20 protein-coding genes and 1 other annotated feature are annotated in these 21,106 nt (G+C 34.0%); of the genes, 14 read left to right on the top strand and 6 right to left on the bottom strand.

Translation table 11 applies throughout. The features are described from left to right. Positions 1-368: 368 nt before the first annotated feature. Positions 369-1,942, top strand: a protein-coding gene (locus NST98_RS17260; protein WP_445684020.1) for an IS3 family transposase whose coding sequence is annotated in 2 segments (ribosomal slippage) — positions 369-1,011 and positions 1,011-1,942 — 1,575 coding nt in all. Because the reading frame shifts where the segments join, the coding sequence is not laid out codon by codon here. 494 nt (positions 1,943-2,436) lie between these two features. After that, complete coding sequence (locus NST98_RS04740) at positions 2,437-2,580, top strand: hypothetical protein (protein ID WP_172597780.1); 144 nt, start codon at positions 2,437-2,439, stop codon at positions 2,578-2,580. Between the two features lie 139 nt (positions 2,581-2,719). On the opposite strand, the gene NST98_RS04735 is transcribed toward NST98_RS04740, so the two are convergent. Both NST98_RS04735 and NST98_RS04730 read right to left on the bottom strand, forming a co-directional pair. Continuing rightward, positions 2,720-2,860 (bottom strand): cyclic lactone autoinducer peptide, encoded by a 141-nt coding sequence (locus tag NST98_RS04735; protein WP_016839648.1) that lies wholly within the window; start codon positions 2,858-2,860, stop codon positions 2,720-2,722. Then, complete coding sequence (locus NST98_RS04730) at positions 2,853-3,422, bottom strand: accessory gene regulator ArgB-like protein (RefSeq protein ID WP_340714564.1); 570 nt, start codon at positions 3,420-3,422, stop codon at positions 2,853-2,855. The genes NST98_RS04735 and NST98_RS04730 overlap by 8 nt, the downstream gene beginning before the upstream one ends. 1,125 nt (positions 3,423-4,547) lie before the next feature. Between NST98_RS04730 and NST98_RS04725 the strand changes: the two genes are divergently transcribed. Both NST98_RS04725 and NST98_RS04720 read left to right on the top strand, forming a co-directional pair. Beyond that, complete coding sequence (locus tag NST98_RS04725; protein WP_340714563.1) at positions 4,548-5,093, top strand: GHKL domain-containing protein; 546 nt, start codon at positions 4,548-4,550, stop codon at positions 5,091-5,093. A gap of 12 nt (positions 5,094-5,105) precedes the next feature. Further along, positions 5,106-5,837: a LytR/AlgR family response regulator transcription factor gene (locus tag NST98_RS04720; RefSeq protein ID WP_096551293.1), complete on the top strand. Its 732-nt coding sequence runs from the start codon at positions 5,106-5,108 to the stop codon at positions 5,835-5,837. 212 nt (positions 5,838-6,049) lie between these two features. On the opposite strand, the gene NST98_RS04715 is transcribed toward NST98_RS04720, so the two are convergent. Further along, complete coding sequence (locus tag NST98_RS04715; protein WP_340714562.1) at positions 6,050-8,290, bottom strand: YhgE/Pip domain-containing protein; 2,241 nt, start codon at positions 8,288-8,290, stop codon at positions 6,050-6,052. A 98-nt stretch (positions 8,291-8,388) separates the two neighbouring features. Then, positions 8,389-8,961, bottom strand: coding sequence for a TetR/AcrR family transcriptional regulator (locus tag NST98_RS04710; protein WP_340714561.1), 573 nt, complete (start codon positions 8,959-8,961; stop codon positions 8,389-8,391). 400 nt (positions 8,962-9,361) lie between these two features. On the opposite strand from NST98_RS04710, the gene NST98_RS04705 reads away from it, so the two are divergent. After that, entirely contained in the window at positions 9,362-10,132 is a 771-nt protein-coding gene (locus NST98_RS04705; protein ID WP_340714560.1) for a sporulation protein, read from the top strand. A gap of 111 nt (positions 10,133-10,243) precedes the next feature. Here the strand turns inward: NST98_RS04705 and NST98_RS04700 are convergent, their stop codons facing one another. Beyond that, the gene (locus tag NST98_RS04700; RefSeq protein ID WP_016838615.1) at positions 10,244-10,621 is read right to left on the bottom strand and encodes an aspartyl protease family protein; all 378 of its coding nucleotides are present in this window, start codon (positions 10,619-10,621) and stop codon (positions 10,244-10,246) included. A gap of 55 nt (positions 10,622-10,676) precedes the next feature. Beyond that, positions 10,677-11,357 carry a TerC family protein gene (locus NST98_RS04695; protein ID WP_340714559.1) on the bottom strand — a complete coding sequence of 227 codons (681 nt, stop codon included), beginning with the start codon at positions 11,355-11,357 and terminating at the stop codon, positions 10,677-10,679. A 155-nt stretch (positions 11,358-11,512) separates the two neighbouring features. Further along, positions 11,513-11,759: a binding site (T-box leader), on the top strand. 52 nt (positions 11,760-11,811) lie between these two features. Between NST98_RS04695 and alaS the strand changes: the two genes are divergently transcribed. The 9 genes from alaS to NST98_RS04650 all read left to right on the top strand — a co-directional run bounded on the left by alaS (position 11,812) and on the right by NST98_RS04650 (position 21,104). Continuing rightward, positions 11,812-14,472, top strand: coding sequence for an alanine--tRNA ligase (gene alaS / locus NST98_RS04690; protein WP_340714558.1), 2,661 nt, complete (start codon positions 11,812-11,814; stop codon positions 14,470-14,472). A gap of 103 nt (positions 14,473-14,575) precedes the next feature. Continuing rightward, positions 14,576-14,836: an IreB family regulatory phosphoprotein gene (locus tag NST98_RS04685; protein WP_016838611.1), complete on the top strand. Its 261-nt coding sequence runs from the start codon at positions 14,576-14,578 to the stop codon at positions 14,834-14,836. Positions 14,837-14,846: 10 nt separating this feature from the next. Next, positions 14,847-15,269 (top strand): Holliday junction resolvase RuvX, encoded by a 423-nt coding sequence (gene ruvX, locus NST98_RS04680; protein WP_016838609.1) that lies wholly within the window; start codon positions 14,847-14,849, stop codon positions 15,267-15,269. A 116-nt stretch (positions 15,270-15,385) separates the two neighbouring features. Further along, positions 15,386-15,697 carry a DUF1292 domain-containing protein gene (locus NST98_RS04675; RefSeq protein WP_016838608.1) on the top strand — a complete coding sequence of 104 codons (312 nt, stop codon included), beginning with the start codon at positions 15,386-15,388 and terminating at the stop codon, positions 15,695-15,697. A 293-nt stretch (positions 15,698-15,990) separates the two neighbouring features. Then, on the top strand, positions 15,991-17,352 hold the full coding sequence (locus NST98_RS04670; RefSeq protein WP_096550531.1) for an IS4 family transposase: 1,362 nt from the start codon (positions 15,991-15,993) through the stop codon (positions 17,350-17,352). A 23-nt stretch (positions 17,353-17,375) separates the two neighbouring features. Next, positions 17,376-17,894 (top strand): DUF1292 domain-containing protein, encoded by a 519-nt coding sequence (locus NST98_RS04665; protein ID WP_340714557.1) that lies wholly within the window; start codon positions 17,376-17,378, stop codon positions 17,892-17,894. 268 nt (positions 17,895-18,162) lie between these two features. After that, the gene (mltG, locus tag NST98_RS04660; protein WP_340714556.1) at positions 18,163-19,287 is read left to right on the top strand and encodes an endolytic transglycosylase MltG; all 1,125 of its coding nucleotides are present in this window, start codon (positions 18,163-18,165) and stop codon (positions 19,285-19,287) included. Positions 19,288-19,532: 245 nt separating this feature from the next. Further along, entirely contained in the window at positions 19,533-20,165 is a 633-nt protein-coding gene (locus tag NST98_RS04655; protein ID WP_340435309.1) for an O-methyltransferase, read from the top strand. Between the two features lie 6 nt (positions 20,166-20,171). Beyond that, a complete protein-coding gene (locus NST98_RS04650) occupies positions 20,172-21,104 on the top strand; it encodes a peptidase U32 family protein (RefSeq protein WP_340435307.1) in 933 nt (310 codons plus the stop codon). Positions 21,105-21,106 lie beyond the last annotated feature (2 nt).

The raw sequence follows: 21,106 nt of genomic DNA, 5'->3' as shown, positions 1-21,106 counted from the left end.
ATTGGAGTTAATGGAGAAACTGGTACAGAATTAAAATGGGTCTTCTTAAAATCGAATTATCATTAGCATTTCGATATTTAATTAAACCGAATGATATTGAAGCTCAGAATAGAGTTTCAATAATCGTTCGGTTTTTCTATTGGCTGAAAACCTTTTGTCTCAACTCTTTTCTTAATTAGCAATTATCTATTTTTTAGTCAAATTATCAAAAATCCCAGTAGCCATTCATTTCTAATATGTATTATTCCATATCTTCAATTTAATGAAAGAATAAGAAAAAAGGGAATCGTCTAAAAATTGATATGCTCCCTATTAGGTAGACAGATGAAAAAATAAAAATTCATCTAACCTAATAGGGGGCTTTCATTATGACCTTTTACAAGTATCCTAAAGAGTTCATGTTAAAACTGATTCATTTATATTTAACGGGTGATTATTCATTTGAAAAGCTTGCTCGTCAATATAAAATTCACCAAAGTACTTTAAAAGAATGGGTTCGAAAGTATGAAGCCTTTGGTGAAGCGGTCTTTCACTCTAACTTTTCTCCACGATGTTATACAAGAGAACAGAAGATTCAAGCGGTGGAGGATTATTTATCTGGTGAATATTCTTTACTCGAATTAATGAAAAAACATCAAATTTCAGGTAGAACTATTTTAATGAAGTGGGTGAAAAAGTATACTAGTCATTGTGATATAAAAGATTCGGGTAAAGGATTGAGTAAAACAATGACAAAAGGTAGAAAAACAACCCTACTAGAACGAATGGAGATAGTCGATTTTTGCTTAAAGCACCATAAAAATTATCAATTAGCAGCCCAAACTTATCAAGTTTCTTATCAACAGGTATACCAATGGGTGAAAAAATTTGAGTTACATGGAGAAGAAGGGCTACAAGATCGCCGTGGACGCACAAAATCAGAGGCTGAATTAACGACGGAAGAAAAATTTAAATTAGAAATCAAACGAATTGAACGCGAGAATGAACGTTTACGTGCAGAAAATCTATTTTTAAAAAAGTTAGAGGAAATCGAAAGGAAGTGTCGTTAACCCAAGTACGATTACAAACTCGATATGAGGCCATTCAAGAATTACATGAAACCGAACACTTATCTATCATTTTACTTTGTCACATCGCAGGCGTTTCACGAGCAGCTTATTATAAATGGCTGAAACGCACTCCATCAGCGCGTGAACAATTGAATGAATCACTGTTAGAGGGCATTAAAACACTTCACGAACAAGTCAATGGAATCTATGGTTATCGTCGCATGACCATCACCATTAATCGATACAGAAAAATGGCGAATGAGCCCCTTGTCAATGAAAAACGCATTTATCGTTTGATGAAAATTGCGAAGATTCAAGCGGTGATTCGAAGAAAACGAAAACGATATAAGAAATCACCTGTTCAACACGTAGCTGAAAATCGATTAAATCGCGAGTTTACTGCAGAAAAGCCCAATATGAAATGGTGTACAGATGTAACGGAGCTGAAATATGGGAACGGAAAAAAAGCCTATTTAAGTGCCATTATTGATTTGTATGATGGTTCTATTGTGAGTTATGAATTGGGTCATTCCAATAATAATCAATTAGTTTTTAAAACCATACGAAAAGTAATCCAAACCCTGAAACCTGATGAACATCCACTCGTACATAGCGATCGAGGATTCCAATATACGTCCAAAAAATATAAGGAAATTATAGACGAGGCACAATTAACACAAAGTATGTCTCGGGTAGGTCAATGCATCGATAACGCTCCAATTGAATCCTTTTGGAGTAAATTCAAATGTGAAAAATATCATTTGAATACCTATGATTCATATCAAGCACTGAAACAATCGATTGATGAATATATTTATTTCTATAACAATTTCCGTTATCAGAAAAAATTAAACGGCTTAAGTCCCTTAGAATACAGGGCTCAAGCCGCTTAGTAACATTTTTATTTTTTACACTGTCTACTTGACAGGGAGCAGTTCAAATTTAAAACGATCCCCTTTTTATGCGTGCGCCCGGCATGTACATGAACTATAGGGTGTAAGTCCCGAACCCCGAAGACAGAAGTAGAGGTTAGCCAAGAGCAAGGGTGTCCGTGGTGACGCGGAATCTGAAGGAAGCTGGAGGCAAAACACCGGTCCGAGGAACACGAACCTCATATAAGGCTAGGTATGATTGAGTGAGTTTGCGTAACAAAACAAAGCTCTTTCTGTCGAAGGTCATATCGAGTAAATGAGGCGGATAGATGGTGTGAAAGTGCATGTACTTACCCGGGGAGGTCTGGCGGATAGGTGAAGTTCGCTTCATAACCTACTTAGTGATAAGTAGCTGAACCGTCAGAAGTCAGCAGAGGTCATAGTATTAGTTGGTTTAGAACTACTAAGAAGGACCGAACAATTAAGAGAGAATAGCCCTTGGCATTCAGTGAGTCATGATGAACACAGAAAACGTAGTACCTCACTTGAGGAAGGAAGCGGTGAATCCCGTGGGAGACCTCTTGGAGGGTGGAGTGACCACTGGCATAAGAAGACAAGCTATTCACGGAAGTTATGAAAACTTGCGTCAATTATCTTAATTGAACCGCCGTATACGGAACCGTACGTACGGTGGTGTGAGAGGACGGGAGCTAATCACTCCCTCCTACTCGATTACACTTCCAAACAGAATTTTCTATCAACTTAGAAAACACTAATTCTTTTCTTAAAATAATACCATTAATTAAAAGGATTTTCTTTCTTTAAGCTTTCAGGAAGTTCTGGTTCATGAAAAACTAATGTACATCCCATAGTAGTTGCTGTATTAGCTAATAAAATAACCAAACCTGAAATTTTGCTGACAAGTAATTTTCTAAACATTCTCTTTACCTCCTACAAATTTTTGTGTTAATACAGAAATAAGTTGTAATGTTATTCCGTAAAAAATGAAAATTCTGCTGGAAGGTATAAATATGAAACAAAGCCATAAAACAAACAATCTAAAAGCTATTTTCTTTTTTAAATACTGTCTATGTTTATAATTAAAAACAGGACGTTTACTCGTACCAATTGGTGAAAAAATAAATAATAATAAAGACATTGTACCAGTGAATAAAATCAACCATTCTATACTTAGATGAAAATCTTTTATGATGATTACACCAATTGGAAATGCAAGTATACTCATCAGTAAACAAACAATATTATTTTGAAAATGAAACCCCAAGCAAACTTGTCTCAAAATAAAAAATACAATGTGAGTGAAAAAAGTGATAAAAAAACAATCTAATAATATGGCGATCAGATAGATAATGATAATTTTCCAAATATCATTCAATATTAATCTCACGCCAAATTTTATTTTTTCTCTCTCTAAATTATTGTAATGTTCTAGAGTAAGCATTTTGACTATTCGATTTTCAATATTCGATAGAAAATTCATAAACACCACCACATCATTATCTTAATGTAAATTTTGATTAAATGGAGTTTTATGTCATAAGTGTTTAAATTTTACTCCTAGATGTAACAAAAACTATTAAACTTAACGAGTATATTGCGAGTTTTACAGTATTATAGGATTATGGTGTATAATGTGAAATGTGTGCTATTTTTTCGTATAAATATTTCCATAATCCTATTTCATTTATCTTAATTAGTGAATGTAAGTTACGATAAATAAATGTTTTGGATATGCCATCCCAAAATTACTAACATATAAAAATCACTATTTTTCAATCATGAAAAATAGTGATTTTCCAACTTATCCTTGATTAAATATACTCAAATCAATCAAACGAATTATTTTTTGATAACCTTATCATATATTCAAGGCTTAAAGGGGAGAGTTACAATTTCAGATTTACTTATTGTTAGTTTTATTGAATTTACTGTAATCTGCCTATCGATTTTTTATTTGCAAAAAATAAAATTAAATCTATTGTCCGTTTCCATTAGTCTATCAATAGCTGTCATATCATTCGTTTCATTTTATTTTCTGGAATCATGGATTGCCATCATTATACTATTTGGCAGTATCGTATTAGCACTGCTATTTCATTCTAGTTTATTTAAAATATGTATTGATTTATGTTTAATTATTTTCATCGGAATGATTTCAGACCACATTGCCCAACTGGTTTTAAATAAAAACAATAATGTCTTTTTCCACTCTCTAATCTTTGCACTTTGTTATGCAATATTATTTATAATCATTAATTTACTCATAAATTTATATAAACGAGATTATTTGCCCATTAATTTTATTACCAAGTTTCTCATCAGTATTTTATGTTGTGTAACTGTCATCGTCCTATATTTGAACATTTTTATTCCAACATCATACGAAGAATTACAGCTAACAAGAATTAATCTTATCATTCAAATATGTTACTTAATTGTTATGTCATTTTTGTTCATCTTACTTATTTATAGTATCAACGAAACGAATAAATTAAAGCATGAGAAGATACAAAAAGCCTTGTTTTCAGAATATATGAGTTCATTAAATGAAATTAATATAGAAATGCAAAAATTTCGTCATGATTATAAAAATATTTTAATTACAATGGAGAGATACATAGATAATAAAGATTTAGATGGTTTAAAAAAATATTTTAAAGAAAAAATCATAAATACTGAAAAAAATACACTATTAAAAAATTCCTTAATTCATGATTTAGGGAATTTAGAACTGATGGAACTAAAAGGATTATTACTAACAAAACTATTAACAGCTGTAGAGAAGAAAATTGATATACAAATCGAAATTCCAGAAAAAATCGATTCTATTAATATGGATATTATTGATTTATCAAGAATGATAGGGATTTTAATTGACAACGCTATAGAAGCAAGTATTGAATGTGAAAATCCCTTTATCAATCTTGCTATTATGAAAACAAATGATAATTCAGTATTAATGATTATTGAAAATAATTTCACCAATACATTAGATATTCATCAACTGTATAAAAATCATTATTCAACAAAAAAAGGAAAACGTGGCTACGGCCTAAACAATGTTAAGGATATTTTAAATAACTACCCAAATGTACTAATGAATACGAGCATTGAGGAAAATATCTTTATCCAAGAAATTGAAATAAGATAAAGGTGATGTTTCTTGAAGGTCATAATTTGCGAAGATGATTTAGAACAAAGACAATTTCTGCAGAATGTCATAAGAAGATATTCAAGTTTTCATTTGCCAAGTATTGAGATTGCATTATGTGCTTCAACACCAGAAGAAGTCATATCTTATATTGAAAATCATTCAGCTGAATGTTACATATTAGATATTGAATTGAATAGCAGTATCAACGGTTTAGAATTAGCTAGAATTATACGAAAACAAGATCCATTGGCAACTATTATTTTTGTAACGACCTTTGCCAATAAACTAAAATTAACCTTTAAATATAAAGTAGCAGCTCTCGATTTCATTATTAAAACGTCGAACCAACAATACCTTGCTAATAATATCATCGAAGCATTGACAACTGCATATCAACATTATTTGACACTTGGCCATAATAGTTCTACAAAAGTACTTCAAATAAAAGTGGGAGAGAATATAAAAAATATTCGTTATGAAGATATTTATTATTTTGAAACCTCTTCCATACCTCATAAAATAAGAGTGCATTCAAAAAATGGCATCTATGAGTTTTATGGAAAATTAAAAGATTTAGAGAAGTTGGATCCAAGATTTTGTAGATCTCATAACAGCTATCTAATTAATATTGATTATTTGCACGAATATGATGTAAAAAATAAAATATTAATAATGGAAAATGGGCATGAATGCCTGGTTTCATACAGATATGCTAAAAATATTGTGAAACACTTAGTGTAATGGATGCGTAAAATGTGGGTTTCTAGAAAGTCGAAAACTTTGAACTGCTAACTGTCAAGTAGACAGTAATTCAAAATTGTTTAACGAATTCTAATCAATTATGATTATATGAAAAGGATAGATGAAGCAGGAAACCTGTTCATCTATCCTTTTTAAATGAAATGTTCAATGTGAATCCATTAAATAATTTAATAGATTTTCCTTCATACTATTTACTCATCCATTACTGCAGTCATTTCAACATCTTTTGATTTTTTTGTTGAAAGTGCAAAATATCCAATCGTAATGAGGATAAAGGCAAACATATAGCTTAATAGAATCAAGTTGTTACGCCATAAGAATGAAATATCCCCACTTGAGATGGCCGCTTTAAAGGATTGGATTGAATAAGTCATTGGCAATAGTGCATTGATTGGTTGAAGTGTGTTTGGTAATAACTCCATTGGGAATGTACCTGCACTTGTTGTTAATTGTAAAATTAATATAATAATCGCTATAAATCGTCCAGTGTCTCCTAATAATGTGACAAGCATTTGAATGAGTGTCATAAACACAATGCTTACAATTATGGAAGTTAGGATGAACAACGGAAGATTTACAACTTCTAGTTTTAATGCCAATAATAAAATGCAATCTACTAATAGTGCTTGAATGATACCGACAATGGCAATCACACCAAATTTACTTCCAAACCAAGTGAAAGCATTTTTCGGTCGGATGACTGGTCGTTTTAATTCAAATACAATGGATAGCATTAGTGCCCCTACGAATAAGCCTAGTGACATAAAATATGGTGAGAAGCCTGTTCCGTAATTTGGCACTTCATTTACTGCCTCTTTTTGAATAACAACCGGTTCACCCATCATGTCATAAGTATCTTCATTTGCCTTAACTGAACCAGCTTCTTCAGCTCCATCAGCAAGTTTGTCAGCTAATTCCGTTGTACCATCTAACAATTTATCTGTGCCGGATTTTAATTGATTTGAACCATCTGCTAGTTGATTTGCACCGTCTTGAAGTTGACTTGCACCAGAAGTTAACTGTTTCATGCCTGAGCTTAATTCCCCAGCGCCATTTGTTAAATCAACTGAACCAGTATAAAGCTTATTTACACCATTTTGCAATGTTTGTTGTCCAGCATTAATTTGGTCAAGACCTGCAATTAATTGATCAAAGGCAGGGGCAGTTTGAGTTTTTAATTGTTCTTCAATACCATCAGCTGAAGCAAGCAATTGATTTGTTAGTGAAGTTTCAAATTGTGTTAACCCTTCTTTGAGTCCTTTGCTGATACCCGTAGAAATTTGAGGTTCTAATTGGGCTTGTAATTGGGTTTTATATTGCTCTTCAATTTGTTCCTTCGTAGGAACGTTGCTTGCTAGCTGCGCGATAAAGGCAGCAGCTTGTTCTTCACTCATAATGTTGTTGGCAACGAGAGCAGACTGAATTTGTTCTAAGTTTTGAGTTTGGGTTGATATGGATTGTACTGCAAGTTGGCTTGATAGTTGATTGACAATTCCAGCTGTCAGTTGTGTTGAAAGTTCTGCAGATAATTGAGTTTCTAATTGATCGATTCCATTACGAATATTCTCAACACTATTTTTAAGATTTTCAGAAATTCCTGTAGCAACTTGAGCTGGAAGTTGATCTTTCATTTGTTTAAGGCCATTTTCTACTTGAGATGTTCCTTCGACAAGGGATGGAAGATTTTCGTTCACTTGACGAAGACCATCTTTCAATTGACTAGAGCCAGCAGCAATCGAGCTTGAACCATCACTTGCACGGTTTACGCCTTCTTTGAATTCAATCATTTTTGAAGCCAATGTTATAAGATTGTCACTCAATGTTTTTGAACCATCATTTAAATCAGCTACACCATCTCTTAACTGGCTTGCTCCATCGCTTGCTTGGCTAATTCCATCTGCTAACTTTGAAATGGAATCAAACATTGTTTCGGAATAGGTTGAGATGATATTTTTGGAGATTTCCGCTTTGATTTCTCTCATGGCAGTTTCTCCAATTTGAGCTGAAAGGAAGTTTGTACTTTCATTCGGAACATATTTTAGTTCCAATTTTTTCGGTTCATCATCTAGAATCGTTGTTGCATTTTTTGAAAAATTTTCTGGTATTTCCACTAACAAATAAAAATCTCGATTCTCTAAACCTTTATAACCTTCTTCCTTTGAAACTACTTTGAAATTAAACTGTTCACTGTCATTGAGTTTTTCAGCAAGTTCTTTCCCAATTTCCAACCTTTTTCCTTCAAATTCAGCACCGGAATCTTCATTGACAATGGCAACTGGCAAGTCTTCTAAGTGCGCATATGGGTCCCAGAATGCCCAAATAAACATTCCTGTATACAGTACAGGAACAAGAGCAACTGCTATAACCGATATGAGAATTTTTCGGTTAGAAAGAAGAAATTTTAGTTCCGCCATAAATGACGATTTTTTCATTTTGTTACCTCCTGGAAGTAATGACTATTTTGTTCATTTGGTCAATTTTGCGTAATATAATAGGGTACTCTAATATATTGAGACCCTTAACCTTAAAGTTACTTAGCCAATCCATCAATGAAATATAATTTAAATAAATTAGATATTTCTTCTTTATCAATAGCTGGATGCTGCTTTTCCCAATCAAATATTAAAGCAACATACATTTTTAACATAACAAATGCTGTGATTTCAGGATTGCACTCTTTAATTTCACCACGGTCAATTGCTTCTTGTATAATTCCCTTCATGTAGTGAATGATTGCTTGTTCAACACGTTGTATTACTTCTGCTACAGCTTGTGTTCCCAGTTCTCTTTCTTCTTGAAAAAGTTTGATTGTGAGCTGATGAGACTGTCGAAATTCTAGAAGTCTTAATAATACACGATTAATGTTTTCATCGAAGCTACTATTAGGATTAATGGCTTTTTCTGCTTCAGTTTTCATATCTTTAATAAGAGATGTAATAATTTCATCAAATAGTTCTTCCTTATTTTTAAAGAATGTATAAATTGTACCTTTTCCCACATTGGCAAGTTTCGCGATTTGATCCATCGTGGTTGCTTTGTATCCAAATAAAGAAAAGGATTTTTTTGCAGCTTCGAGTATTAATTGTTTTCTATCAACACTCAATACATTCACCTCGCATTAATAAAATATGACCAAATGAGAAAATTAGTCATCCGTTTCACGTAGAGTAATTTATCACATATTATTTCACTTTGCAAGTAAATTTACATGTTATGTAGTTTTCTTATTATCATTAAATTCGCTGAATCGTAAGAAGTGGAATTGATTATATGTTGTAAATCTAAGTTAGAGAATATTTAAACCATATTTATCATGGAACATACGATGTTAAAACTGCAGGTGGAGGAAAAGTAAATAATATTTATACAAATCATGACTAGATTTTGGAGGACAACTTATGAAAATAAAAAAATTTCTTCTAAATGATTCTCCTCACTGAAACTTTATTGAAAATAGACTCGTAATATTGGAGAGATTTCTGTAAAATAAAGGAGAGTGGACTATGTCATTTTTTAACAAAATGCTAGCATCTTTTGGTATTGGTTCAGCAAAAGTGGATACTCAGTTGGAGAAGTCTTCCTACAGTGCTGGTGAAACGGTGCGCGGTGAAGTAGAAGTATATGGAGGAAATGTTGCTCAACAAATCAATACGATTTATTTCACTTTATATACGACTTATATAAAAGAAGTCGATGATCGAAAAGTTTCGGTTCCATTTGCATTCCATAAATTCAAAATTAGTGATCCTTTTATGATTCAAGCAAATGAAACAAAAATCATCCCGTTTTCTTTCGTGCTGCCAGTAGACACACCTGTAACGATAGGAAATTCTAGAGTATGGGTGAAAACGGAATTAGACATTCAAAGCGGTGTGGATTCAACAGATAAAGACTTTATAGAAGTTCGTCCATCAAGATTGGCTTCTCATGTGTTAAATGCTGTACAACATTTAGGTTTTCGTTTACGAAAAGCGGAAAATGAACAAGTATCATTCCGATACCGAAAAAACTATCCTTTTATTCAAGAATTTGAATTTGTTCCAGTAACAGGGCCGTTTCGAGGTCGATTAGATGAACTAGAGATTGCTTTTCTTTCCCAAGAGGAAGGCTACGTGGAATTATTATTGGAAGTGGACAGAAGAGCAAGGGGACTTGGTGGATTGTTTGCTGAAATGTTGGATGTGGATGAAAGCCACGTGCGCGTTACATTTACAGAAGCGGATATGTACCATATTGAATCTAAGCTTCAACAAATAATTACGAGATATTCATAATGTAAAAATCTATTATCTTTTATATAAAACAGAGATTGCCAACAGAATGAGCGGACTAGTGAAGTTAGGATCCTAGTTCGCTCGTATAACAGGCTATTTTTTCCTACATTTTCAGTGAGTTAGTAATTTTAAGTGTTTCAAATCTAAAACAAATTCACCGGATTTTAATATATCAAGTCCAATCAAACCTTGAATATTAAATCCTTGCAATGTTCCAAAATCAATATGAACATTAGGAAACGTCTTTTCGCCAATTTTTACATAATCCAATTTTTTCATAAAACTATATTCTACTCCACCGATTCCATAATGACGAACTAGCGAATCTCCGTTTTCAAAATAGATACCTATCTCTTGTACTGAATCAATATTGATAAAGGAATGGGAGGCACCGGAATCGATTGCAACTCGGCTTAACAATTTACTTTTCCCTTTATAGCAAATTTCAATTGTTGATAGCAATAAACCATCTTCAAAGAGAAGCTGCATATTTTACCTCCCAAAAGCTTTTATTTCCATTCTATTTCAATTTGTTAATCAATATTCAATTTGTACTTATATGTGTTTTATTTCTATTACGCAGAATAAAACCAATTGCAATAACGATGAATATTAATAATAATTGGAACAAGATTATAGGTAACGGATTTGTTAAATAAGGCTGAACATAAGCATCTTGAATAATCATTTTTGATGCAGTCCATGCAAGGACACCAGCACCTAAATAGATGAAAATAGGAAATTTTTCGATGATGCGAATGACAATTGTACTTCCCCAAACAATTATGGGAATAGAGATAAGGAGACCAAAGATGACTAGTAGCATATTTCCATAAGCTGCTCCTGCAACCGCAATAATATTATCAATGCCCATTAAAAAATCTGCTAACATGATTGTCCAAGCTGCACCCCAAAAGGATTTCTTTGATACGCGTATATCGGTATTTTCTTCAGTCACTAGCAGTTTTATCGCTATATATACTAACAATACGCCGCCAATAAATAGTAATCCATCAATTTCTAACAATTTCACTGCAAGCAGTGTAAAGATAATGCGCATAAAAATGGCAGCTAGCGTTCCAATGATAATAACCTTTTTTTGCTGTTTCGAAGGCAGATTTTTTGCGACCATTCCAATCAATAATGCATTATCACCAGCAAGAACAAGATCGATTAAAATAATGGACATCAGTGCAGTGTAAAATTCCATCGAAATCGTTTCCATATCTGCTCTCCCATCTATACTTTTTTGGAAAGTATATGTCCTACCATCCATGTTAAGAAGTAAATAACAAAGAAGTTGATTGACATGATATGACCGTTTTCATATAATTTAGAGAGAATTTCCATTCGTCATACTTATTTGTAAACACCTATATTTTCAACACGATGATGGAGAGAGTACGTTTTTGTCCAGTGGAAAGAGAGAGATTCCGTAGGCTGAAAGAATCTTCACTAGGGACAATTGCGGAAAGCTACTCCAGAGTGCAGTTAAAACCTGCCGTTCACTTACGTTACAGTGGCTAGAGTGACAGTTTCAAAATGAAACGGTTAAACGTGTATTTAGGTGATGAAATGAAACTGTAACGAGGGTGGTACCGCGAAATTTAATGTCTTCGTCCCTTATTGGGATGAAGGCTTTTTTTAATTTCAAAAATATTAGTAGGAGGTAATATTGAATGAAAGCAGCAGACATTCGTCGCAAATTTTTAGATTTTTTTGTTGAAAAAGGCCATGCAGTTGAACCATCAGCTTCATTAATTCCAGTGAATGACCCATCTTTACTTTGGATTAACTCTGGGGTAGCGACTTTAAAAAGATATTTTGATGGCCGTGAAATTCCTGAAAATCCACGTATTACAAATGCTCAGAAATCCATTCGTACAAACGATATAGAAAACGTAGGGAAAACGGCTCGCCACCATACATTTTTCGAAATGTTAGGTAACTTCTCTATTGGTGACTACTTTAAGCGAGAAGCAATTCATTATGCTTGGGAGTTTTTAACAGATCCAAAATGGATGGGATTTGACCCAGAACTCCTTTCAGTAACGATCCATCCAGAAGATGAAGAAGCTTATAACATTTGGAAAAATGAAATTGGCTTACCAGAAGAACGTATCGTTCGCATTGAAGGAAACTTCTGGGATATTGGGGAAGGTCCATCCGGTCCAAACTCAGAAATTTTCTATGATCGCGGCCCAGAATATGGAAATGATCCAAACGATCCAGAATTATTCCCAGGTGGCGAAAATGAACGTTACTTAGAAGTTTGGAACTTAGTGTTCTCTCAATTTAACCACAATCCAGATGGCACATATACGCCGTTACCAAAACAAAACATCGATACAGGTATGGGTCTTGAGCGGATGGCTTCCGTTGTGCAAAATGTACCAACAAACTTTGATACAGATTTATTTATGCCAATCATTGAAAAAATTGAAGAGTTTGCAAACCGTCGTTACAAACGACCTGGTGAAATTGATTTGAAAGAAATTTTCAACAATAAAGAAGATATCAACACACCGTTTAAAGTAATTGCTGACCATATTCGAACAGTGGCATTTGCTATCGGTGATGGAGCGCTTCCATCAAATGAAGGACGCGGTTACGTAATTCGCCGTTTATTACGTCGTGCTGTAAGATATGCAAAACAAATCGGTATTGAAAAACCATTTATGTTTGAACTCGTTCCAACAGTTGGAGAAATTATGAAAGACTTCTATCCAGAAGTAAGTGAGAAAAGTGAATTTATTCAACGAGTTGTGAAAAATGAAGAGATTCGTTTCCTAGAAACATTAGATGGTGGCCTTGAAATTTTAAATGAAGTAATTGAACGTGAAAAGAAATTAGGGCGTAATGAAATACCAGGTGAAGACGCGTTCCGCTTATATGATACGTATGGATTCCCAATTGAATTAACAGAGGAATATGCTGAAGAACAAGGAATGACAATTGATTACGAAGGTTTTGAAACGGAGATGGAAAAACAGCGTGAACGAGCAAGAAGTGCACGTGTTGATGTTGATTCTATGCAAGTGCAAAATGAAGTATTAACGAACTTAAAACAACCTTCCGTATTCGTTGGATATGAAGTGGCAGAATGTGACACAACCATTGTTGCTATGGTAGGAAACGGTCAGGAAGTAAATGTAGCTTCTGAAGGAGAAGAGGTATTAGTCATTTTAGCGGAAACACCATTCTATGCTGAAATGGGTGGTCAAATCGCTGATAAAGGTACTCTTGAGAGCGATACATTCAAAGCTGTTGTAAAAGATGTTCAACTTGCACCGAACGGACAGCATCTTCATACAGTAATTGTTGAATCAGGTGAAATGCATCTTAACGATCATGTAAAGGCGCAAGTGAATGCAGAAGAAAGAAAACTGATTGTGAAAAACCATACGGCAACGCACTTATTGCACCGTGCATTGAAAGACGTATTAGGTGAACATGTAAATCAAGCTGGTTCATATGTAGGTCCAGATCGTTTACGCTTTGACTTTACACACTTCGGACAAGCAACAAAAGAAGAGTTAGAAAAAATTGAACAAATCATCAATAAAAAAATTTGGGACGACATCGAAGTAGTTATTGAAGAAATGCCGATTGACGAAGCAAAAGCTCTTGGTGCTACGGCCCTCTTCGGCGAAAAATATGGAGATATCGTTCGCGTTGTACAAGTAAGCGATTATTCAATTGAGCTTTGCGGTGGTTTACACGTAAACCGTACATCTGAAATTGGATTGTTCAAAATCGTTTCAGAAGGTGGAATTGGTGCCGGGGTAAGACGTATTGAAGCTGTTACTGGTAAGGGGGCATATCTTGCAGTAAAAGAAGAAGAAAAAATCTTGCAAGAAGCAGCTGCACAATTTAAAGCAAATCCAAAAGACTTAGTAATGAGAATTCAAGGCTTGCAAAATGAATATAAAGAATTACAACGAGAAAATGAATCATTATCACAAAAATTGGCAAACCTTGAAGCGGCAAACGTTCTTGATTCAGCACAAAAAATTGGCGATATAACTGTTTTATCTACACGAGTAGAGGCAAAAGATAATAATCAACTTCGTCAAATGATGGATGATTTAAAAATGAAGCTTGAAAAAGCAGTTATTGTTCTTGGAGCTGTTGAAGGAGATAAAGTCATGCTTTGTGCAGGTGTAACAAAAGATATTGCTGGTAATGAATATCATGCAGGTAACATCGTCAAAACAGTAGCTGAGAAATGCGGAGGAAAAGGTGGCGGTCGTCCTGACATGGCAATGGCTGGTGCGAAAGAAGTTTCAAAACTTGATGAAGCCCTTCAATCTGTGTATGATTACGTTAAATCTATATAATAATTAAAAAGAAATCTATTTCACTGACTAATTGAATCAGTTATAATATAGAAAATGGAGCTAGAATTTCCAACTCCTTATTTCCGAAAGCGAGGTGCTGGTCTTGAGTTCGTTTGATCAAACAATGAAATTTAGCTTTCCAGAAGAATCAATGGAAGATGAAGTCAAGCAAGTAATGCTAAAAGTGTACTCTGCACTTGAGGAGAAAGGGTATAACCCGACAAATCAAATCGTAGGGTACTTGTTATCTGGTGATCCGGCATATATTCCTCGCCATCAAGATGCACGAAATTTAATTCGTAAACTTGAACGTGATGAAATTTTAGAAGAGCTTGTGAAATTCTATATTAGAAATAACAAATGAGGAACAATCAATGAGAGTAATGGGATTAGATGTCGGTACGAAGACAGTTGGTATTGCAATCAGCGATCCATTGGGTTTAACAGCTCAAGGAATTGAGACGATTCATATAGACGAAGAAACTGGCGAATTTGGGATTGAGCGAATTAAAGAGCTTGTAAAAGAGTATGGGGTTACCGAATTTGTTGTTGGATATCCTAAAAATATGAACAACACTGTTGGTCCACGAGGAGAAGCTTCCGAGAATTATAAGAAGCTTTTAGAAAATGCGTTTAATTTGCCAGTAACACTTTGGGATGAACGTTTAACAACAATGGCTGCTGAACGAATGCTCATTGAAGCCGATGTCAGTCGAAAAAAGAGAAAAAAAGTAATCGATAAAATGGCAGCGGTCATGATTTTACAAGGATATTTGGATAGTAAATCATTTAAATAAGATCCCATGTTGGGTGAATAAAGTGATTTCATCATGTTTTATACTTTCCTAAAGACAGTTATGTCGAGGGATAATTATATATTTTATTTATATTCTTAAAAAAAGAGGTGACCAACATGGTACATGAACATGATTATGAAGAAAGACATATTACTGTAATTGATGAAGATGGAAATGAGCAATTATGCGAAGTAATACACACTTTTGATTCTGAGAAATTCGGAAAGTCCTATGTATTATATACAATCGTCGGTGCGGAAGAAGATGAAGACGGTCAGATAGAAATTTTCGCTTCTTCTTTTACTCCTGCTGAAAATGGAGAAGATGGAGAACTGCAGCCGATTGAAACGGAAGAAGAATGGGATATGATTGAAGAAGTATTAAATTCTTTGGAAGAAGAATTTGAACTAGAAGACGATGAAGAATAATCATATAAAGTAGGCAAAATTTTGCCTACTTTTTTCATGCTTATGATCGATCTACTTGTGAATAATATCGATTTGATTATTTTTCATGGAACGTTCCACACTAAAGTTGAAAAGGTTATAAACTCAACTTTCGCAGAGTAATATCTTATTGCAACTCTTGATATGACTGTTTTATATCGTCTTTCATTATTTCTCTTGTTTTTTATTGATTTTATTTTTTTAAAAGAAAAAGACACCTATCTTTTGGTAAAATTATGGTGAACAAACCAAATACCAAAGAAGGTGTCACCATTATGATAACGAAAAAAGATACTTTTGCACAACTACCAAAAGAACTTGAACGAAGATTTTCTGAATTAAATATAGGCAAACATTTGAGAAAAGCGAGAATTACTAAGGGATTTGGTTATTCATGCTTATCTATTTTCCGTCTTATTTTTTTGCTTGTTTTCCAATATAAAAATTGGTTTCAAGCACTTCAAAGTAAGAAAGCCGTGGACTTACCTAAAAAAGATACGATCTACCGTTTTCTAAATTCATCTACTTATGCTTGGCGAACTTTTTTACTTTCCTTATGTCAAGATCTTACTGGACGTATAAAAAAGCTTACATCAAACAACAGAGTGAAGGTGTTTATTGTTGATGATTCACTCTTTTCACGCAACCGAAGCAAGTCTGTTGAACTTCTTTCACGAGTATTTGATCATACAGAGAAACGATTCTATAAGGGGTTTCAGTTGCTTACTCTTGGTTGGTCTGATGGATATTCTTTTCTACCTGTAGACTTTGCTTTATTGAGTTCAGCGAAAAAGGAAAATCAACTTAACGGGGTCGATGAATCCATTGATAAACGCACTTCCGGCTACAAGCGTCGTCTTGAAGCACAACAAGATAAGCCAAGCGTTGTCTCTGCTTTATTGGATCATGCCTTAAATGCAGGAATTACAGCTGATTATGTGTTAATGGATACTTGGTTTACGCATGAGCCTTTGATTGAAAAAATCACGGATAAAGGTTTATTTGTCATTGGTATGGTCAAGCAGCTAAAACAACGTTATTTCATAGATGGTGAAGCCCATACTCTGGATGAACTCTTTAAAAAAGCAAAGCGTACCATGGAAAAGAAAGACCTACTCGGTTCGATCCATGTTCATCTTGCAAAAGGACGACAAGTCAAGATTGTATTCGTGCGTAACCGCAATAAAAAGAGTGAATGGTTAGCCATTTTGAGTACAGATACCACACTTTCAGATGAAGAAATTGTGCGTATTTACGGGATGCGCTGGGACATCGAAACATTTTTCAAGTGTACCAAATCATTGCTTAACCTAGCAAAAGAATTTCAAGGTCGTTCGTATGATCTGTTGATTAGTCATACAACGATTGTGTTTACTCGCTTTATACTCTTAGAGTGGGAGCGTAGACAAAACAACGATCCTAAAACGATTGGAAATCTCTTTTTTCTATTATGTGAAGATGTAAAAGATATGAATCTAGAGAGTGCATTGAATCAATTATTAGCGATCTTCCAAACATTAGCAGAAGCTAATGTTTGTTTGAACATGGAATTATTTAAAAGTAAAGTACAAGAATGGATTGCGTCTTTACCCAATTACATCAAGGGATGTCTGACAATATCTGTGTGCGAAAGTTGAGTTATAAATATTAGGAGGAAAACATGGATCAACAATATTTTTATTTAACAACAGAAGATGGTGTAGAGATGAAATGCAAAGTATTATTTACCTTTGATACAGACGACTATTCTTATTGCATTTATACGATAATCGATGAAGATGGTAATGAAAGCGAAGAAATTTCAGCAGTACGATATGAACTTGATGAAAATTTAGAAATGACGAATTTTCAGGAATTGGAAACAGAAGAAGAGTGGGACATGGTTGAAGAAGTATACAATACACTAGTTGATACATTTTCTGAAGAAGAAAGAGACGCATTTATTGCAACGGATGAAGAAGGAAATGAAATAGAATGCAAAGTTATTTATCGATTTAAATTAGACGAATTCGGAAAAAAATATGTCGTGTATACAACCGATGAAACGGAACCAGTTGAAAACCTTTATGTTGCAAGCTACGTCGACTCTGAAGATGGTGAAATACAAGAAATTTTCCCAGTCGAGTCAGATGAGGAATGGGAAAAAATTGAAGAATCAGTTGAGTTTTTGAATCAATAAATCAAATCATTCTTTTTGGCTGAAGAGTTCCTGCGGTTTGATTTTTTCATGCCGCAGGGAAACATGATAAAAGCATTTATTGAATGATCATGGTTATAAATTGTTGTTTGAAAATTCATATTTATTAAAAAGTTATAGATTGATAGAACTTTTTCTTATGAAATAACGTACAAATACATATACAAAGCGAAACCGAAAGCGCATTTCAATATTGTTAATTCTTTTATAATTTTATATCATATGTTAAGAGTCGCAAGGGGGGAAACCAGTGGAGCAAGAACAAAAGAAAAATGAAATAATGGATAAAGTAAAATTGCGTAAACAAGAAGGAAAAGTAGTTCGTCGAATTGTAACAACCGTAACGCTAATTATTTTGACGTTAATTGTAATTGTTGGGTTATCTGGCACGTTATTTGTAAAAAGTGCATTACAGCCTGTTGATCCACAATCGGAAGAACAAATTCAAGTAGAAATTCCTATGGGCTCTGGGTTATCTACCATTTCAAAAATATTAGAAGAACATGGCATTATAAAAAATGCGACTATCTTTAAATATTACGCAAAATTTAATAATCAATCGAATTTTCAAGCAGGCAATTATACGATGTCGCCAAGCATGACTTTAGATGAAATTTTAGAAAGCTTGAAAACAGGAAAAGTATATAGAGAACCTGTATTAGCGATAACGATTCCAGAAGGATTAACATTAGAGCAGATTGCTAACATTATTGAAAAAAAGACGAAATACTCAAAAGAACAGTTTATGGAGAAGGTAAACAGCGAGGAATTCATTCATAGCATGATGGCTTCTTATCCTGAACTTATTACGGAAGAGGTATTGGATTCCAACATCCGTTATCCGTTAGAAGGATATTTATTTCCAGCTACTTACGCATTCTATGAAGAAGATGTTACTTTAGATGATATCATTATTCCGATGATTAAAAAAACAAACGATGTCATCAATGAGTATCAAGCTTTAATTACAGAAAAAGAGATGACAGTTCATGAGCTATTAACATTTGCTTCATTATTGGAAGAGGAAGCAACTGAAAAGACGGATCGTGAGACGATTGCAAGCGTATTTTATAATCGATTAGAAATCGGCATGCCGCTTCAAACGGACCCAACTGTATTATATGCATTAGGCGGACATAAAGAAAGAGTATTATATGAAGATTTAGAAGTTCAAAGTCCATACAATACTTATGTGAACCCAGGATTACCACCAGGTCCAATTGCCAATGCAGGTGTCGTTTCAATTGAAGCAACTTTAAATCCTACAGATACGGATTATCTCTATTTCTTAGCGGATAAAGAAGGGAACAATCACTTCGCGAAATCATACGATGAACATCTACAAAACAAAAGTCTTTATTTAAATAATAAATAAGATAGGATAAATAGCAGAATTAACCATGTTGGTTAACTGCTATTTTTTATTCATTCAATTCCGATATTGTTTATCATTCGGTCAATAGTCTGAATTGTAAACTTTTTAATATGAAAATCGTAAAGAATGTTCGCTTTCCATTGATTTTCATGTTATGATTAGATGTGATTTTCCCATAGTGTAGTTGATTAAAGCCAACTCGTTTGGTTTTTTTCTTTTTATATATAATCTGAAGGAGAGAAAACATGGAGTTTTCAGATCAGTTCATAGAGTCCTTCATTCATCCTCCGAATGAATTGCTGCAAAAAATGGAACAATATGCACAAAATCACCATGTTCCGATTATGAAAGCTTCGGCAATCGAAGTATTAACTCAAATATTGCGTATTCAACGACCGAAGACAGTTTTAGAAATTGGTACAGCAATTGGCTATTCGGCTATTCGCATTGCTGAAGCGGTGCCTTATTGCCGTATCGTTACAATCGAAAGAGATGAACAACGCGTCCAACTTGCTAAGCAGTTTATTGAGGAAAGTCACGTTGGAAACCGAATTACGGTGATTGAAGGAGATGCGTTAGAAGTAGATGTAACGAAGTTTCAATCTACTTTTGATGCTGTTTTTATTGATGCAGCGAAAGGGCAAAATATGCGCTTTTTTGAAAAATATTCTCCCCTAGTTCCGTCAGGTGGAGTCATTTATATTGACAATATTTACATGCACGGATTATCGGACATTCCATTGGAAGAAGTACCAAAACGAAAACGCTCGATGATTCGCAATTTAAAAGAGTTTACCGAGTGGATTAAAAACCATTCAGATTATTCTACGACCTTTGTCCCCGTTGGCGATGGTTTACTAATTTGTTTAAAGAGGTGAAGACATTTGAAAAAACCAGAATTACTCGTGACGCCTAAATCAATACCCCATATTAAAGAATTAATCGAGGCTGGTGCCGATGCATTTGTTATCGGTGAACAAAAATTTGGATTGAGACTTGCCGGAGAATTTTCCATTGACGAAGTAAAAGAAGCCACGCAAATCATCCACGAAGCAGGTAAGAAAGTTTATGTTTCTTGCAATGCTTTATTCCATAATGATCGCATTGATGCGTTGGATGAATATTTAAAACAATTACAACAAATTGGACCTGATGCGATTTTATTCGGTGACCCTGCAGTTCTCATGTCAGTTCGAGAATTTGGTATTACAATTCCCCTACATTGGAATCCAGAAACAACAGCAACAAACTGGTTCCAAGTAAATTATTGGGGAGAACGAGGAGCGAAGCGTGCAGTATTAGCCCGTGAGTTATCCCTTGATGAGATTTTAGAAATAAAAGAAAACTCCAAATATGAAATTGAAGTACAAGTACATGGGATGACTTGCATGTTCCAATCAAAACGGAAATTATTAGGAAACTATTTCCTTTACCGAGGAGAAGTAATGGAAATTGAAAATCGAAAAGAAAATAAAAACATGTTCTTACACGATAAAGAACGTAACAACAAATATCCGATATATGAAGACTTGAATGGAACGCATATTTTCTCGCCAAATGATATTTGTTTAATTGATGAATTAACAGAGTTTTTCGAAGCGGGAATCGATTCGTTGAAGATTGATGGAATTTTGCAAACTGAAGAATATATTACGACAGTAACAAGCCTTTATCGACAAGCAATTGATGCTTATTTCGATGAAGGGGAAGATGCTTATGATGAAATAAAAGATGAATTATTCGAAAAAATTAAAGCAATTCAACCACCATTACGTCCATTAGATACTGGATTTATTTATAAGGAAACAGTTTATTAAGA

It is taken from the genome of Ureibacillus sp. FSL W8-0352, assembly GCF_038004345.1.
GTDB lineage: Bacteria > Bacillota > Bacilli > Bacillales_A > Planococcaceae > Ureibacillus > Ureibacillus thermosphaericus.
Note: the sequence above shows the minus strand (reverse complement) of the source record. Positions and strands in the feature narration are given on the sequence as shown.